The organism is Grimontia marina (genome assembly GCF_900060185.1).
Taxonomy (GTDB): Bacteria; Pseudomonadota; Gammaproteobacteria; order Enterobacterales; family Vibrionaceae; genus Enterovibrio; species Enterovibrio marinus.
The window spans coordinates 1-16,613 of record NZ_FIZY01000035.1 but is presented as its reverse complement, the minus strand read 5'-3'; the positions used below and the strand labels follow the sequence as shown (position 1 = coordinate 16,613).

The following is a 16,613-nucleotide window of genomic DNA, read 5'->3' as shown; positions in this document are numbered from 1 at the left end:
TATGTGGAAAGGAATCCATGCCGTTCAAATCTATGTCGTTTTGCTACCCCTGGCGACCCTATCAATCCCGCGTGCTCGATACCATTCAAGAGCATCTCAACGATCAACGACTGCACATCGTCGCTGCGCCTGGCGCTGGCAAAACCACCTTGGGGTTGGAGGTGTTCCGCCTATTGGGGAAACCGACTCTGGTGCTCTCCCCAACCCGCGTGATACGCGACCAATGGATTGACCGTCTTAAAGATTTTTGCGACACCGACTCGGTACAGACATTACCTTGGGTCAGCAATTCTATTACCGCGCCAAAAACGCTCACTTCCATCACCTATCAGGCTTTGCATACCAAGCTCTCTGACGTGTTGGACAGTGAAGATGACGAAGCCGCGACGCTTGAAGATGGCGATGGATTGGAAGGCGAAGAAGTTGACTGCTTTATTCAGCTTCTGCAAACCCACAAGATTAAAGTCCTGATCCTCGACGAAGCCCATCACCTTCGCAATGAGTGGTGGCGAGCACTCGAAAAAGTGTGTCAGGAAATCCCCGACATCACGCTGGTCTCCCTGACTGCAACGCCCCCTTATGATGCACAAGGTCATGAATGGACGCGATACGAACAGCTATGCGGCCCGATTGATGAGGAAATCTCTGTTCCTGAGTTAGTGAAAGCCGGCACACTCTGCGCCCATCAGGATTATGTCTGGGCCTGCAATGCGACCCAAAAAGAAAGCAAACAGATCGAAGAATATGATGAGCAGGTGTCTACGCTTTGCCAATCACTTTTCAGCAACCCAACCTTCGAAGCCGTCGTGCTTGCCCACCCCTGGCTGGGTGAAGGCGAGTTTGAGCTGGCAGTGATAAAGCAACCTGAAATCGCCATCGCATTGCTGAGTTTTCTGAAAGCCAAAAACCTGCCCCTCGATGCACAACTAAAAACACTGTTGGACCTTACAGCCACTGATATTCCAGAGCTTGGCCGACATTGGTGGCAGGTATTAATTGAAACGGTGCTCTTCTCAAATACCTTCCTGCATGGCGAAGAACATCAGTCTTTTATCGACGATTTAAAGAAGCAGCTCAGAGCCAATGAGCTCCTCTACAAACGCGAATTATCACTTGAACGTTCACGTCGCAATGAGCGATCGCTTGCGTTAAGCGGCGCCAAGGTTGAGGCCTGCAGCAAGATTCATCACCTTGAGCTGAAAAAACGTGGCGATTCCTTGCGGCAGGTCTTTTTGACTGACTATATCCGCGACGAAAACCTGACATCAGAAATCGATGCCGGAGAAAACAATCTCGGCGCTTGGCCCGTGTTTAAAACCATCACCTCAGACTCACCCATTCGTGAGCAGGTAGGTCTGCTGACCGGGAGGCTGAGTATTATTCCCACTTCACTATTGCCCGACCTCATCGCGCATATTGGTCATGACAAAGTCAAAAACCAAGCCATGGGCAATGAGGGGCAATATCAGAAAGTGACTGCACCACTAAACCAGCTGACCATCGCTTTTACCGCGCTGCTGATGGAAGGCAAACTCAAGGTGCTTGTCGGCACACGTTCGTTGTTGGGCGAAGGTTGGGATGCACCTGCAATCAATTCATTGATCCTCGCCAGTTCAGTCGGTTCGTTTATGCTCACCAATCAAATGCGCGGGCGGGCTATCCGTATCGACAAGAGCGCGCCGGATAAAATCAGTTCGATTTGGCATCTTGCCGCCATCAACATAAAGGCTTTTTCCGGTTGGTCTGACTATGACAATCTCAAGCGACGCTTTGATACATTTGTCGGCCTATCCGAGAAAGACGATACCATCGAAAGCGGCTTTGACCGTATGGCCGCCAGATGGCTAAAACATGATTATGTCCAAAAAGGGACCTCGCCGATTTTCGCCAACAACTCGCAAATGACCCAGCGCTTTAACGATATCGAGCGCGCGGGTGAGCGCTGGAAGAAGGCGCTAACTGTTGAAGGCTCAGCGCGGGTATTACCTTCAGTCAAAACACCACAAATTCAGGCGCTCCATGGATACATGCTAAAAAACAGCTGGCGCTATTTATTTTCACAGCTGTTGATCGCCTTGTCCGGCACCTTTTTTTGGACGGTGCACTTATTCCAAAGCTCTAGCAACGTATTGTTACTGCTGGCTATGGCACTCACTGCCACCCTTATCTACAAATTTCCGCAAACCGTCGCGACCACCAAAACCTTGCTACGTTTCTTACCCGTAGATGGGGCACTCAAACAAATGGGTGTGGCACTGGCAGAAGCGCTTTGTCAGGCAGGATTTGTAGAAACCTCTATCCGCAGAATGAAAGTCAATGTCTATGAAACAGCAGATGGGCAATTTTATCTCTCTCTGTCTGGCTGCAGTTTCTATGAGTCTTCGATATTCGCCGATTGCATGCATGAGATTGTTTCGCCGATCGACAACCCAAGATATTTGGTGATTCGGGAAGGCAAATTTCTAGGCACCAAGCGCGACGATTACCATGCTGTCCCCCTCCGGTTTGCTGCAAAGAAAGAGACCGCGATGATCTTCTATAAGGCTTGGTGTCAACACGTCAGCCTTTCCGAGCTGATCTACACAAGAACACCGGAAGGAAGGCAGGCGCTCTTGCAGTCAAAAATGAAAGCTTTTTCGTCAAACTTCGAAAACGAGGTCAGGCGCCAAGATCGTTGGAACTAAGACGCCGATTCCAAGAGACCAAGAACCCGCTAGACGTGTGTAAATACCTGACGCTCTGCCGACACCAAACTGTCTTCATATCAATACAAACAGGTATGCGATAACCAACACTAATTAACCAAAAAAGAACCAGGCTCTGACACTCGCTTTTTAAATCTTGCTCTCTGGATGTGTCAATTTTGTCTGACTTTGGTAACAGTTCATTGTATTCAGTCAGTTAGCCGCTCACTATCAGAGTCGTACAGCTTGCTGTGCACTTTGCTTAGATATCTATCCATGCAGAGTTCGCAACAGGCCACCTATCCCTTGCCATGCAGGTGGCTTGTTGCTCCCACATCATAAACGCCCGCGTCAATCGCGGGTGAATCACAATTCACAGCTGTTTATGGTACTTTGAATTAGAATTTCATGAATTTCGCAATAAAAACATTGCGTTAGTAAGACTTATGTATCATGCCTCTCTTTACGTGTGTTCACCCCACACAAATGTCAATAAATTCATACAGAAAAACCATCCAAAAACACTGTAAATTCAGGCAAAAGAATTCAATATCACTTTATAATTCATAACTATATTCCTCATTCCCAGCCTACAAAAATGTCCATATATCCTGTCATATTGTTAAGGCCTTTCATGCATTAGGGCACAAACAACGTCAATAATGTAGATAGAAGGAAATAACAAATGACAGCCATATACGGAACTTCCTGTGGTGACACCATCATCAGCAATTGCAACGTAGATTGGATCTACGGCAAGGGCGGCGATGACTACATCGTCGCCTACGGCAACGAGTACCTCATCGACGGTGGAGATGGTCATGACAAAATCATTGGCAGTGGAAGTAGCGATCACATTAAAGGTGGGAATGGCAACGACTGGATTGATGGTGGTTGCGGTGACGACAAACTAGAAGGCGGTAACGGTTGCGACACTATTAAAGGTGGCGATGGACATGACCTGATTTATGGAGGTTGTGATGATGACGTGCTGTATGGCGGAAATGGCAACGATACGTTGAAAGGAGAATGGGGTAACGATTTCCTGCAAGGCGGTTGTGGTGACGACAAACTTTGGGGAGGCGATGGACACGATACTCTCTTCGGTGGCAATGGTCATGATTATCTTGATGGTGGTTGCGGTAATGATGTCATGAAAGGCGGCAACGGCAATGACAAGTTAGTCGGTTACTATGGCGATGATCAGTTATTCGGTGGCGCAGGATGCGACGAGTTGTTTGGTGGTTGCGATAACGACTATCTGCACGGTGGTGACCACAATGACTATCTGAATGGCGGCTGGGGCCACGATAAACTGTTTGGCGGAAACGGAGACGATAAGTTGGACGGAGACTGTGGCAATGACATCCTTGACGGTGGCTGCGGTAACGACAAACTCGATGGCGGTTGGGGTAATGATCTCATCGCCGGTGGCCAGGGCAATGACATTTTGACCGGTAACCTAGGTAAAGATACCTTCTACTTTGATGCCCATGATGGCAAAGACAAGATCACCGACTTCAATTGCTGGGACGACAAAATCCAGATTGATGATTCTCTGGCAACATCTATTCATCAAATCAACATCACCAAATACGGAAGCTGTATCACGCTGGACTTCTGCGATGGCACAACTGTTCAGGTAAACAATGTTTGGGGTTGCTTCGACGCAAATTGCATCGAGTTTGTGACCGGTTGCGAATTGGTTTAAACCTTCACGCTCAAGCAACTACTAAGTCCAAGGCGGCTCAGCCGCCTTGTTATCTCGCCTGCTCTTCAGCAACCTGACGCAACATACTTACCAGTGTCTCCACCATCAAGATTGATACTTCCTCAGGAAATCGGTGAGGAAGCTTACACTATCAATCTCGCCTTTTTGCTCTGATAACAGAAAATCATAAATTGCATTTTCATGGTCACTGACTAATTCGAACAACTCGAGATGCTCAGTCGCACTGTCAGTGGCCTCTTGATAGCGTTGTTGGTAAGGTGCAACCCAATCCACCATGATATCGATTACAGATTGCCAAGGAAGATCAATCCATTTCCCAGCATCTTTAATGCCTTTAGACGTCATCGCTTGATCAGTTTCTGGTACAAACTCACTCAATTGCTCGAACCCTTCTCGCAAACACTTTGCAGTTAGCAACTCGACATCCAACAACAGTTGCCAAACTCGTTGTTTGTCACCATCCCGACGTCGCTCGATAAAGTGCTGGAAAAAAGCAATACCATATAGCTCACCGAAATAGGCAGATTTCAATTGTGCAATCATTTCACTTTCCTACGAATGAGATGACGAAGAGGCTGCGCCCCACGATAAATCAGCAATGACGCCAGAATCAGCGAACAGCCTGCAATCTTGTGGGCAGGCATGGCTTCGTGATACCAAACTACACTCAGGATCACCGTCCAGACCGGTTCCAGAATCATAATGATTGCCGCATTTGCTGCACTCGCACCTTTCTGCCCCAAGGTTTGCATTAGATAACGTAAGCTGGTCGCGACAAGCACGCTGAGCCCAAACCACACCCAGATATTTGATGGCACATGTTCTGGCCAGGTTTCCGTCAGCAGTGAGGCAATCGTGGCGACTACACCTGTCACAAACAGTTGCACGCAGGTCAGTACTAACGCAGGAATACGCTGGGCGTAACGGCTGTTGGCATTGAAATGAATCGCCAGACAGAGTGCTGCCAGCAGGAACCAGATTTGGCTTGCAGATAACTGCCAACCCACACCACCAAGTGACAGCAGAGCAAGTCCACATACTGCTATTGGCATCGACACCCAGAAGATGCGAGGCGGTGCTTGCTTGAACAGCAACCACCCGATAGGTGGCACAAACAGCATGGACAGACTCATGATGAATGCGCCCTCACCGATTGAGGTGCTAACGGACATGGCATAAATCCATGAGAGCAGAGCGCAAGAGAGGATACTCCCTACACCACCCGCGCGAATAAGATCAGCCTTTTCTGCACGTTTGAATGCCTTTAGGCAAAAAGGAAGTAAAAACAAAGAGGCAGCAATAAAACGAAGGCCAATAAAGCCAAAGGGCGGCAGCCCCTGGATCGCCTCTTTAGAGAAAATCCAACCCCAGGCTGCTAACACGGTAGCAAATAACAAAATCAAAGAAGCGCGTCTTTCAGACAACATCCCACACCAAAAATGAAAAGAACAAAGCAGTGAGCATTATCCCACTCCGTTTCGGTGGTGAACATTGAAATTGCGAGAAATAACAAAAAAAGCGGTGCCGAAGCACCGCAAGAGTCAGAAGGAGCTCGCCAGCCCCTATATGAGCGACACTCCGCCCTCCTGGGGGAATTAGGAGGAGCCGAGTACCGCACTCATATCCGTTTTTATGTTGTCAGATTGAGTACCAAAGATAGCCTGCAGATTGTCACCAACTACCACCACATCTATTGCACCCAACGCCTTAATCGAATCGATGTTGGCTTGCTTGATGTCTTTCAGGTTCACACGCAGTCGGGTGATACACGCATCCACATTTTGGATATTGCTCTTGCCGCCCATGGCAAACACTAAGCTGTGAGCCAGTTCTTCACCAACGACATTTGACGTCGCCGCTTCTGCTTCGCTTTCCCCTTCACGACCCGGCGTTTTCAAATCGAACGTGGTAATCGCGAAGCGGAACAGGAAGTAGTAAAGCGCCGCCCAAAGAGGGCCGATGATGGCGTAAAGTGCCGCATTTTCTGACAGCCCCCAGTAGAGGAAGAACTGAAGCGCGCCGTGGGCGAAATCGGTACTGTGGAGGATTTCAAAATAGTTCGTGATGGCAAAGCCAATGCCAGTCAGCACACAGTGTACAAAGTACAGAACCGGTGCGACGAACAGGAAGGTGAATTCGACAGGTTCAGTAATACCGGTCAACCAAGAAGTGAACGCAGCGGATGCCATTAAGCCACCTACCATGACTTTCTTCTCTGGCGCAGCGCAGTGATACATCGCCAATGCAGCGGCTGGCAAAGCCCACATGGTGTACATAAAGCCGCCACCAAGACCAGTTGCTGTTTTGTCACCAGCAAAGAAGCGTTGCAGCTCACCGCGCACCACGTCGCCGTTTTCGTTGACGAAGCTACCTACTTCAAAGAACCACACCGCATTCCACACATGGTGTAAGCCCAGTGGGATCAGCGCACGCTCAACAAAGCCATAAATACCGAATGCGGTTGGCTGGCCAAGCCCACTGACTGCATCAATGCCACCGTAAATGCCGGCACTCACCAGCGGCCAGACAAAGGCACAGGCGATACCGAGGAACAGTGACACAAAGGCAGTAATAATCGGCACAAAACGCTTACCGGCAAAGAAGGCGAGATAGTCTGGCAGCTTGATAGTGTGGAATCGGTTAAAGAAGTAAGCCGCAAACGAGCCAATCAGGAGCGAGCCGAATATCCCGGTGTTCAGGCTGTTTATTCCTATCATTTGGGTTAAATACCCCTGATGCTCCTCTATGCCCCGAAGTACAACGGTTTGTCCCATGGCGGCATTGAACACAATCCAACCTGCCACAGCAGCCAGTGCGGCGGTACCATCGTTGTTCTTCGCCAGACCAATCGCGACACCAATGACAAATAGCAGCGTGATGTTGCCGAAAATCATATCCGCGGATTGCATCATGATTGACCAGAAAGCATCTGGGAAGAACAGTTGTTGCGTTAAACCAAAGTTACCGACACCGAGCATCAAACCCGCCGCTGGCAACACAGCGACAGGCAGCATCAGCGAACGCCCGACTTTTTGTGCTTGTCCAAAGAATGAGCTGAACATAACAGATCCCTCTTAAATGAAGTGTGTGTTTCCCGGCCTCAATGTGTCGGGATGCTTTCATCTTATTTCGCTGAGATCCGCCGTAGGTATCATTTGGAAATCGGTTTGTATCAACACGGTTACATAGTTGAATTACCCCAGAAAAAGCTGTGAAACCGTTCGCATAATCGCCGCCCATCCCACGTCCAAATTTTCCGCAATGCCATGATTGTGCAGAGGAAAACAAGGAGATGAATCATGGCATTTCAGAAAAGGATTTTGATTGTCGATGACAGCGAAGAATTGAGAGATGCGCTCAGTGCTTACCTGACCAAATCAGGCTTCGACGTTGTGACCGCCGTCGATGGCGAGCAGATGCACAAGGTGCTGGCCCAGGGAGAGCCGAGTCTGATTATCCTCGATGTGATGCTACCGGGAGACGATGGCTTCACGCTCTGTAGCCAAATCCGTAAAACCTCCAACGTCCCTATCATCATGCTTACTGCCGTGACCGATGAAATCGACCGAGTCACCGGATTAGAGCTGGGCGCGGATGATTACATCACCAAAACCTTCAGCCCACGTGAATTGTTGGCGCGTATCAAAGCGCTGCTGCGTCGTTCTCAGTTCAATCAGAGTTTAGAGGGCGCGCGTTATATTTGTTTTCTCGATTGGAAGCTCGATACTCTCGCAAGGGTTCTAGTGACGCCGGGCGGTGATGAAACCACCCTATCAGGCGCTGATTTCTCATTGCTTAGTCTTTTCCTTCGCCACCCTAACAAACCCCTTAGCCGCAACATCATTTCCGAAACCATTCGCGGCCGTGAAGCCATGCCACTCGAACGCGGTATAGATATTCAGGTCAGTCGTCTTCGCGCCAAACTGGAAGATCAGGACCATTTGCTGATCCGCACCCTTCGTAATGAAGGTTATATGCTGAGTGCGGATGTGATTCATGAAGCCTGAGCCTCAGCCAAAAGAAGACGATAAGCACGAAACGAAGGGCAAGCTGCTCAATCGAATCTGGCCGCTGGGTCTCGCCAGCCGCTTTATTCTGATGCTTTCTCTGGTCATTCTGACATCGCAGGCACTGACCAGCGCGGTCTGGTATCGATACAGCTATTTGCAGGAAAAAGAAGGCTTGGAAACCGCGCTGGAAAGCATTGCCTCCAATGCGGCATTCACTGTCTCTTATTATCGCAAACTGCCTAAATCTAGCCGCCATTTGGTGCTTGAGCAAAATCGCAGTATGGGCGGAACCCGTTTTTTTATCTCGCTCAACAGCAAGAGAATTGACGCTAGAGGATTAGCGGCATCGGAGAGAAAACGGGAGCTGGAACAAACCGTCAGCGAAGTACTGAAAAGAACGCTTGGCCAGCAAATGTCTATCGACATTAACTTCATCAAGCGCGACGATTTGCGGGTTTACGATGCAGAAGTGCCACTTGATGATATTCCCCGCGCCTTTGCCCGCTACACCATCGAAAAGGTGAAAGACGACCCACCCGTGCTGGTGATGCAGTTCAAGCTCCCCAATGAGCAAAGCACGCCCGATGCACCGGAGCAATGGTTGTATCTGGCCACCAACCTTCCTGCACCTTATGTTTCGCTGGAATCACGCTTTCTTGATGCTCGCCAGCTTAATTTCATCCTGCTGACCTCGGTGTTTGTTTTGCTTTGTACCTGGCTGATCGTGCGCCGGGAGATAAAGCCAATTAAGAATCTAGCCCGCGCCGCCAAATTGATGGGAAGCAAGATGGATGCGCCCATTATCAAAGAAGAAGGAAGCGGCGAACTCATCGCGGCCGTCCATGCATTCAACACCATGAACCGTCGGATACGCGCTTATATACGCGACCGGGATCTGCTGTTCGGCGCGATATCCCACGATCTCAAAACCCCTATTGCTTGCCTGAAACTTCGCACGGAAATGCTCGATGATGAAGAAACCAAAATTCGTTTTGAACGTTCACTCAACGAGCTCGAGTTTATGGTGCAAGGTGCCCTGCACTACATCAAAGACACAGATATCCGCGAGCAGGTCGAATGGGTGGATATCAACGCTGTCCTCGAGGAAATCAGCGCCTTCTATGGCTCTGGAGAAAGTCAGGTCAGCGTTTTGGGCTCTGCTTCCCAATCGTTTCTGTGTAAACCCGTTGCCATCAAACGAATGCTGCACAACCTGATAGAGAACGGCGTGAAATATGGCGATCACGTGGATGTCAGCGTGCTGGATACCCCCCGCAATCTGGTCATCAAAATCCGAGACCATGGTCCCGGTATTCCGGATGAACTTCGCGAGCGCGTGTTCGAACCCTACTTTCGCATCCATCAGGAAAAGAAAGAAGGCACAGGGCTTGGGCTGAGTATCGTACGCAATATTGTTCGTGGTCATGCTGGCAAGTTGGTTTTGCAAAATCACGCAGATGGTGGCCTCGTTGTCACTCTGTCGCTACCCAGAGAGGAATAACAATGAAAAGAACCCTTCTCGCCACCGCTTTACTGGCAGCCAGTTTCCCTTCATTGGCTGATGCCGTAGAGTTGCTTCACTGGTGGACGTCGAACGGCGAACGTGAGGCATTAGCAGAGCTGGGATCTGCGCTCGAACAACAAGGTATCGCGTTAAAAAGTTCGCCCGTTCATGGCGGTGGTGGTGATACTGCAATGACCGTTTTACAAGCCAGAGCCATTGCCGGAAACCCGCCGGAAATGGCGCTGATCGAAGGGCCGGGAATCCAATCCTGGGCGACATTGGGTTTTGTTTCTGACTTACACTCTGTCGCCACCGAGCAAAAGTGGGACGAAAGACTCCCTGAAATTGCTACCAGCATCAACACCTACAAAAATCACTTTGTCGCTGCCCCTGTCAACATTCACCGCGTTAACTGGCTATGGGTAAACAAGGTTGTTTTTAACGAACACAAGCTGACTCCACCAACGGATTGGGATGAGTTCTTTATCGTCGCTGAAACGCTGAAAGAGCAAGGGATCCCTGCCCTTTCCATTGGCAATGAGCCTTGGCAATTGGCGATTCTGTTTGAAGTGCTAGCACTGGGTCTTTATGGCAGTGATTACTATCGTGAACTCCTGATTGAGTTTGATGATGCCTTGGTAACGAATCAAAAAACCGTTGAGCTATTTAAGACATTCCGTCGCCTCAAACCTTATATGACCGATCCATCGATACCTGTTTCGTGGGACACCGCGACGTTGAATATGGCAGAGGGAAAAGCCGCCATGCAGCTTCAGGGAGACTGGGTTAAAGGAGAGCTCAGTTATATGAAGCTCACCCCTAATCAAGATTATGGCTGCCTGCCCGCACCGGGAACCGCCAATACCTTTATCTATAATGTCGATAGTTTTGTGTTATTCCGGCTGAGAACAGAAGCCTCTGAAAACATGGCGAATCAACTGGCAAACACCTTGGTTTCCTCTGATTTTCAGTCCCGCTTTAACCAGAAGAAAGGCTCTATTCCCATTCTCAAAGATGTCGACATGACGCCATTTGATCTCTGCGCCAAAGCGTCCAAACAGGCGTTTGTTCATGCCGAAGCAAACAACACCCTACTCCCCAGCATGTCCGATTCCATGGCTGTCGCTCCCCAACTTCAGGAAGCCATGCTTGAGTTGATTAACCACTACTTCAATGACGATACCTTTACTGAAGAAGAAGCTATCAGCCAGTTAATGAAAATTGCTGCCAGCGTGCACTTCAATGGCTAACGTTAATCGCTAACCATAAGAAATTTCGATAAAGCTCTACAGCCTTTACTGCGTTTGTTATAAATAGAATATACCCAAGAGATCTCATGCAGTAAGGACAAAGAATGAGTGCAGGACAAAGGGAAATGACATTACGTTTTCTGGCAGAGCCCGGAGACGTCAACTTTGGCGGAAAGGTACACGGTGGTGCCGTGATGAAATGGATTGACCTTGCAGCCTACGCAAATGCAGCGGCATGGAGTGGCAAATATTGCATTACGGCGTACGCAGGCGGTATTCGCTTCGTGCAACCAATTCACGTTGGCAACCTTGTCGAAGTCAGTGCCAAAGTCATCTATACGGGCACATCTTCCATGCATATTGCAATTGATGTGCAGGCCAGTGACCCGAAAGAGATGAAAAACCGTCTGACGACCCACTGTATCGTCATTATGGTGGCCGTGGACGAAAACGGTAAACCGACGCCTATCCCGAAATGGATGCCGGAGACTGACGAAGACAAAGAGCTAGAGCAGTCTGCCATTCGTCTGATGAACATGCGTAAGCAAATCGGCGAAGAGATGGAAGCGCATGTAAAACTTCTTAAGTAGGAAACAATAGGCTCTCTACTCAGTATCTCCAAATTTCTTTGCTATGTTTGGATGCAGTAGGAGTTTATATCTAAAAGAGCTAAAGATGTAGGATTCAGAGAGTTTGACTGACGTTGTGATCGCGGCGTTCCTTTGCAGGTCAAAAAGGAACAACAAGGATGACGCCAGTCAACTCGCCCAAAGGGAGGGCCTCAATGCGCCCACTTCATCGTTAAATTCCACGGAAACAGAATAACTAATCCTCGCGAAATTTGCCTCGAATTGAACGCACTGATGACCTCTGAATGAGAGCATCTTCAGGTAGTTTGGGTATAAGCTCACGATAGTAGCTATAGTGTAACGAACTCAGTTAAATCCCACGTAAAATAGTTCGTTCGACAGCCTCATACGGTGTGAACTTTATTTCTTCAAACTAAAAAATTCAGTGGTCGTTTTTAGCTTTTTAAACCACTTTAAAAGAGCCATGCACACAGTGTTCTGACTTATACCTCCAATAAAAATAACAACTTTATTACTCGATCTTCTTCCACACTCATTACAGAAAACCTCACACAATATAGTTTTTATTCGATACTATTATTTCGATTAGCAGGCTAAATTTCATGCCAAGACATTCATATCTGATATAGTAAAAATCCGAAGCCTCCACAGCCATCAAAAATATAAGCACGCCGTTCCATAGAAGTTAATCGTTAGCCACAAATATCAATAGACGATTCTCAAGTACTAGGAGAAACTTAAATATCACTCTGAGGTAGGGAACTGTCAGAGAGATTATTCAGCGATTTTTTTGATACTGACTTTCATATTACAAGAACTAGAGCATCAATAAACATGAATATCAGCCTTAATTAACACTTGAGTAGGTCATTACCTGTCAAGTCTCTCTCGGATCGATAAATTATGATAGGCCAATTGAGAAAATCATTTTTATTTGCTATTAATCATTAACTTAACAGTCGACCACTATTACGTAGACATCACCCACCTAGCACTAAGCTAGTACTTTAGAATTAAGCAACCTAATATCTTAAAACTCGGCAATAGGTAAAGAAATCAATACAAGAAAAGCATGGTTAAATAGCCCAAGTTGAAACCATCAATCTTTAAAAATCCAAAGTAGCACTCAGTAAAAAAGCTTAGCCAATGAATGAACACCGTTTAAATTCATGAGGTTATTATTGAGATTACGTTTAGTTAAGCCTGCAAAGTTTTCAGTAAATTGCAAAAAGAAACCATGGAAACATACAGTCTTTAGATTTCGCCAGACACCTATTATCTAACAACTCATGTCTCACATTCGAGACGATAGAGGTTTGAATATTCCCTATCACCACTGTTACATTCGAAATATCCCACAACTTAAAAGTTAAATTTGCCTATTTCGGCCGCGAACCAATATGAGGTCAAAAATAATGCCCAACACGATTAATGGAACTGAAAATAACGACACACTTAACGGGACCATTGAAGTAGATACTATCTATGGAAACGGTGGTGATGACACTATTAATGGAAACGGTGGTGATGACGTTCTTTATGGTAATGATGGTCGTGACAGGGTCTCGGGTGGCGACGGAAATGACACTGTGTATGGTGGCATTGGCAATGACCGGCTATTCGGAAATGATGGTGATGACGAGCTACATGGGGACGAAGGTAATGACATTATCGCTGGCGGAACAGGTGATGATTCGATTTTTGGCGGTACCGGACGGGATGTTCTAGATGGGGCGTCCGGAGACGATAAGCTCTATGGTGGCGATGATTCCGACAACCTCTACGGGCTGGATGGAAATGATACGCTTAAAGGCGGTGCAGGCGATGATTATATTTACGGAGGTGAAGGCTTAGACCACCTTCAGGGAGAAGATGGGAATGACACCCTGTCAGGCAACGCCGGTGACGATGAGATTGAAGCTGGTAAAGGTGAAGACATTGTCTATGGCGGCTCTGGTGATGATGAGATTGATGGTGGTGACGGTGATGATATTTTATATGGCGACACAGGTAGCGAGTCTCCAATCAGTTCTGTAGCCTCGCGCTCCTTTCGTTTTCAGAGCCTTGATAGCGCGATTACATACAACGACACCATTACCGCGGGTAACGGAAACGACACTGTATACGGCGAAAACGGCGATGACCAGCTTCATGGTGAAAGTGGCGACGACAAAATCTACGGTGGAAACGGCAATGACCGCCTAACTGGTGGCTCAGGTTTTGACCTTCTCGAAGGAGGGGCTGGTGATGACACCTTAGAGGGGGGTGCTGACGACGACGAGCTGTCTGGCGAAGAAGGCAACGATACACTATCCGGCGGTGTCGGCGACGACACGATTAAAGGTGGTCTAGGCGCTGATACCATTTATGGTGATGAAGGTAACGATGTCATTTTTGGTGACGAAGGCAAAGATACCCTCTCGGGTGGTGAAGGTGATGACAAGATAAATGGTGGTGAGGGCGACGATGTCATTGGCGGTGATGCCGGTGATGACAAAATCTACGGTGAGGATGGCAATGATGTCCTCTCCGGCGGCGAAGGTAATGACACCCTAGAGGGTGGCACCGGTGACGATAAACTCTACGGTCAGGATGGCAATGATGTCCTCTCCGGCGGCGAAGGCAATGACACCCTCGAAGGTGGCACTGGCGACGACGTCATTGGCGGCGATGCCGGTGACGACAAACTCTACGGTCAGGATGGCAATGATGTCCTCTCCGGGGGCGAAGGCAATGATACCCTCGAAGGTGGAACCGGCGACGACGTCATTGGCGGCGATGCCGGTGACGACAAACTCTACGGTCAGGATGGCAATGATGTCCTCTCCGGGGGCGAAGGCAATGATACCCTTGAAGGTGGAACCGGCGACGATAAACTCTACGGTGAGTCAGGCAACGACACCCTTAAAGGCGGTGCCGGTCACGATGAACTCTATGGCCAGGACGGCAATGATAACCTCGCCGGTCAGGATGGTAACGACCTGATCAAAGGTGGCACTGGCGACGACGTCATTGGCGGTGATGCCGGTGATGACAAAATCTATGGTGAGGATGGCAATGATGTCCTCTCCGGGGGCGAAGGCAATGACACCCTCGAAGGTGGCACTGGCGACGATAAACTCTACGGTGAATCAGGCAACGATACCCTCAAAGGTGGTGACGGTCACGATGAACTCTATGGCCAGGACGGCAATGATAACCTCACCGGTCAGGATGGTAACGACCTGATCAAAGGTGGCGCTGGCGACGACGTCATTGGCGGTGATGCCGGTGATGACAAAATCTATGGTGAGGATGGCAATGATGTCCTCTCCGGTGCCGAAGGCAATGACACCCTCGAAGGTGGCACTGGCGACGATAAACTCTACGGTGAATCAGGCAACGATGTCCTCTCCGGCGACGAAGGCAATGACACCCTCGAAGGTGGCACCGGTGACGACCACCTCAACGGCGGCAATGATAACGATAAGCTCTATGGTCAGGATGGCAACGATGTCCTCTCCGGCGGCGAAGGCAATGACACCCTCGAAGGTGGCACCGGTGACGACGTCGTTGGCGGTGACGCCGGTGATGACAAAATCTATGGTGAGGATGGCAACGATGTCCTCTCCGGGGGCGAAGGCAATGACACCCTCGAAGGTGGTACCGGTGACGATAAACTCTACGGTGAGTTAGGTAACGACACCCTCAAAGGCGGTGATGGTCACGATGCACTCTACGGTCAGGATGGTAATGACGTGCTGGTCGGTGGTCACGGTAACGACCACCTCGATGGTGGGAACGACGACGACAAACTCTACGGCCAGTGGGGCAATGACCGTCTCGAAGGCGGCAACGGTAACGATGGCCTATGGGGTGAAGACGGCGACGACACCCTAGTCGGCGGTCACGGTGACGACCACCTCAACGGCGGTAACGGCAACGACACGCTGCATGGCCAGTGGGGTCACGATGACATGCACGGCCTGGCCGGTGACGACAAACTCTATGGCTGGACCGGCAATGATACCCTCCGCGGCGGTGACGGTAATGACCACCTCTACGGCGAGCAGGATAACGACTCCCTCTTTGGTGACAATGGCCATGACCGACTTTACGGCGGTACGGGTAACGACTACCTTCACGGCGGCAATGACAACGACGCGCTATATGGTGAAGACGGCAACGATACCCTCGTCGGTGGTCATGGTAATGACCGTCTTAATGGCGGTAACCATGACGACAAACTTTACGGCGAATGGGGCAACGACCGCTTAGTTGGCGGCGAGGGCAACGACGTTCTGCATGGTCAGGACGGTCACGACCGCCTTGAAGGCGATAACGGTAACGATGCTCTGTACGGCGGTAACCATAACGATGTCCTGATTGGCGGCCACGGAAATGACCACCTCGATGGCGGCGAGCATGACGACAAACTCTACGGCCAGTGGGGCAATGACCGTCTCGAAGGCGGCAATGGTAACGATGGCCTATGGGGTGAAGACGGCGACGATACCCTCTACGGTCAGGATGGTAATGACGTGCTGGTCGGTGGTCATGGTAACGACCACCTCGATGGTGGGAACGACGACGACAAACTCTACGGCCAGTGGGGCAATGACCGTCTCGAAGGCGGCAACGGTAACGATGGCCTATGGGGTGAAGACGGCGACGACACCCTAGTCGGCGGTCACGGTGACGACCACCTCAACGGCGGTAACGGCAACGACACGCTGCATGGCCAGTGGGGTCACGATGACATGCACGGCCTGGCCGGTGACGACAAACTCTATGGCTGGACCGGCAATGATACCCTCCGCGGCGGTGACGGTAATGACCACCTCTACGGCGAGCAGGATAACGA

General features: G+C 49.5%; 10 protein-coding genes. 7 read left to right on the top strand and 3 right to left on the bottom strand.

What is annotated here, in order from left to right:
- The first annotated feature begins 17 nt into the window (after positions 1–17).
- Positions 18–2,684, top strand: coding sequence for a DEAD/DEAH box helicase family protein (locus GMA8713_RS16865; protein ID WP_062712460.1), 2,667 nt, complete (start codon positions 18–20; stop codon positions 2,682–2,684).
- Between the two features lie 685 nt (positions 2,685–3,369).
- Complete coding sequence (locus GMA8713_RS16860) at positions 3,370–4,395, top strand: calcium-binding protein (protein WP_062712457.1); 1,026 nt, start codon at positions 3,370–3,372, stop codon at positions 4,393–4,395.
- A 105-nt stretch (positions 4,396–4,500) separates the two neighbouring features.
- On the opposite strand, the gene GMA8713_RS16855 is transcribed toward GMA8713_RS16860, so the two are convergent.
- The 3 genes from GMA8713_RS16855 to ptsG form a co-directional block, all read right to left on the bottom strand.
- Positions 4,501–4,959 carry a hypothetical protein gene (locus GMA8713_RS16855; RefSeq protein ID WP_062712454.1) on the bottom strand — a complete coding sequence of 153 codons (459 nt, stop codon included), beginning with the start codon at positions 4,957–4,959 and terminating at the stop codon, positions 4,501–4,503.
- On the bottom strand, positions 4,956–5,843 hold the full coding sequence (locus GMA8713_RS16850) for a DMT family transporter (protein ID WP_062712451.1): 888 nt from the start codon (positions 5,841–5,843) through the stop codon (positions 4,956–4,958). Before GMA8713_RS16850 ends, GMA8713_RS16855 begins: the two co-directional genes overlap by 4 nt.
- Positions 5,844–6,011: 168 nt before the next feature.
- Entirely contained in the window at positions 6,012–7,478 is a 1,467-nt protein-coding gene (ptsG, locus tag GMA8713_RS16845; protein ID WP_062712447.1) for a glucose-specific PTS transporter subunit IIBC, read from the bottom strand.
- Positions 7,479–7,715: 237 nt separating this feature from the next.
- Between ptsG and GMA8713_RS16840 the strand changes: the two genes are divergently transcribed.
- The 5 genes from GMA8713_RS16840 to GMA8713_RS28145 all read left to right on the top strand — a co-directional run.
- Complete coding sequence (locus GMA8713_RS16840; RefSeq protein WP_062712444.1) at positions 7,716–8,423, top strand: response regulator; 708 nt, start codon at positions 7,716–7,718, stop codon at positions 8,421–8,423.
- The gene (locus GMA8713_RS16835) at positions 8,413–9,927 is read left to right on the top strand and encodes an ATP-binding protein (RefSeq protein WP_062712441.1); all 1,515 of its coding nucleotides are present in this window, start codon (positions 8,413–8,415) and stop codon (positions 9,925–9,927) included. Before GMA8713_RS16840 ends, GMA8713_RS16835 begins: the two co-directional genes overlap by 11 nt.
- A gap of 2 nt (positions 9,928–9,929) precedes the next feature.
- A complete protein-coding gene (locus GMA8713_RS16830; RefSeq protein WP_062712439.1) occupies positions 9,930–11,180 on the top strand; it encodes an ABC transporter substrate-binding protein in 1,251 nt (416 codons plus the stop codon).
- Positions 11,181–11,284: 104 nt separating this feature from the next.
- Positions 11,285–11,770, top strand: a complete 486-nt coding sequence (locus GMA8713_RS16825) for an acyl-CoA thioesterase (RefSeq protein ID WP_062712436.1) — start codon at positions 11,285–11,287, stop codon at positions 11,768–11,770.
- 1,415 nt (positions 11,771–13,185) lie between these two features.
- On the top strand, positions 13,186–16,613 hold a 3,428-nt coding region (locus GMA8713_RS28145; protein ID WP_062712433.1), incomplete at its 3' end, for a calcium-binding protein.

What these genes read in the sequence shown, in the direction of transcription:
- GMA8713_RS16865 (WP_062712460.1), top strand. Translation starts at nt 18, where the DNA reads ATGCCGTTCAAATCTATGTCGTTTTGCTACCCCTGGCGACCCTATCAA.
- GMA8713_RS16860 (WP_062712457.1), top strand. Translation starts at nt 3,370, where the DNA reads ATGACAGCCATATACGGAACTTCCTGTGGTGACACCATCATCAGCAAT.
- GMA8713_RS16855 (WP_062712454.1), bottom strand. Translation starts at nt 4,959, where the DNA reads ATGATTGCACAATTGAAATCTGCCTATTTCGGTGAGCTATATGGTATT.
- GMA8713_RS16850 (WP_062712451.1), bottom strand. Translation starts at nt 5,843, where the DNA reads ATGTTGTCTGAAAGACGCGCTTCTTTGATTTTGTTATTTGCTACCGTG.
- ptsG (WP_062712447.1), bottom strand. Translation starts at nt 7,478, where the DNA reads ATGTTCAGCTCATTCTTTGGACAAGCACAAAAAGTCGGGCGTTCGCTG.
- GMA8713_RS16840 (WP_062712444.1), top strand. Translation starts at nt 7,716, where the DNA reads ATGGCATTTCAGAAAAGGATTTTGATTGTCGATGACAGCGAAGAATTG.
- GMA8713_RS16835 (WP_062712441.1), top strand. Translation starts at nt 8,413, where the DNA reads ATGAAGCCTGAGCCTCAGCCAAAAGAAGACGATAAGCACGAAACGAAG.
- GMA8713_RS16830 (WP_062712439.1), top strand. Translation starts at nt 9,930, where the DNA reads ATGAAAAGAACCCTTCTCGCCACCGCTTTACTGGCAGCCAGTTTCCCT.
- GMA8713_RS16825 (WP_062712436.1), top strand. Translation starts at nt 11,285, where the DNA reads ATGAGTGCAGGACAAAGGGAAATGACATTACGTTTTCTGGCAGAGCCC.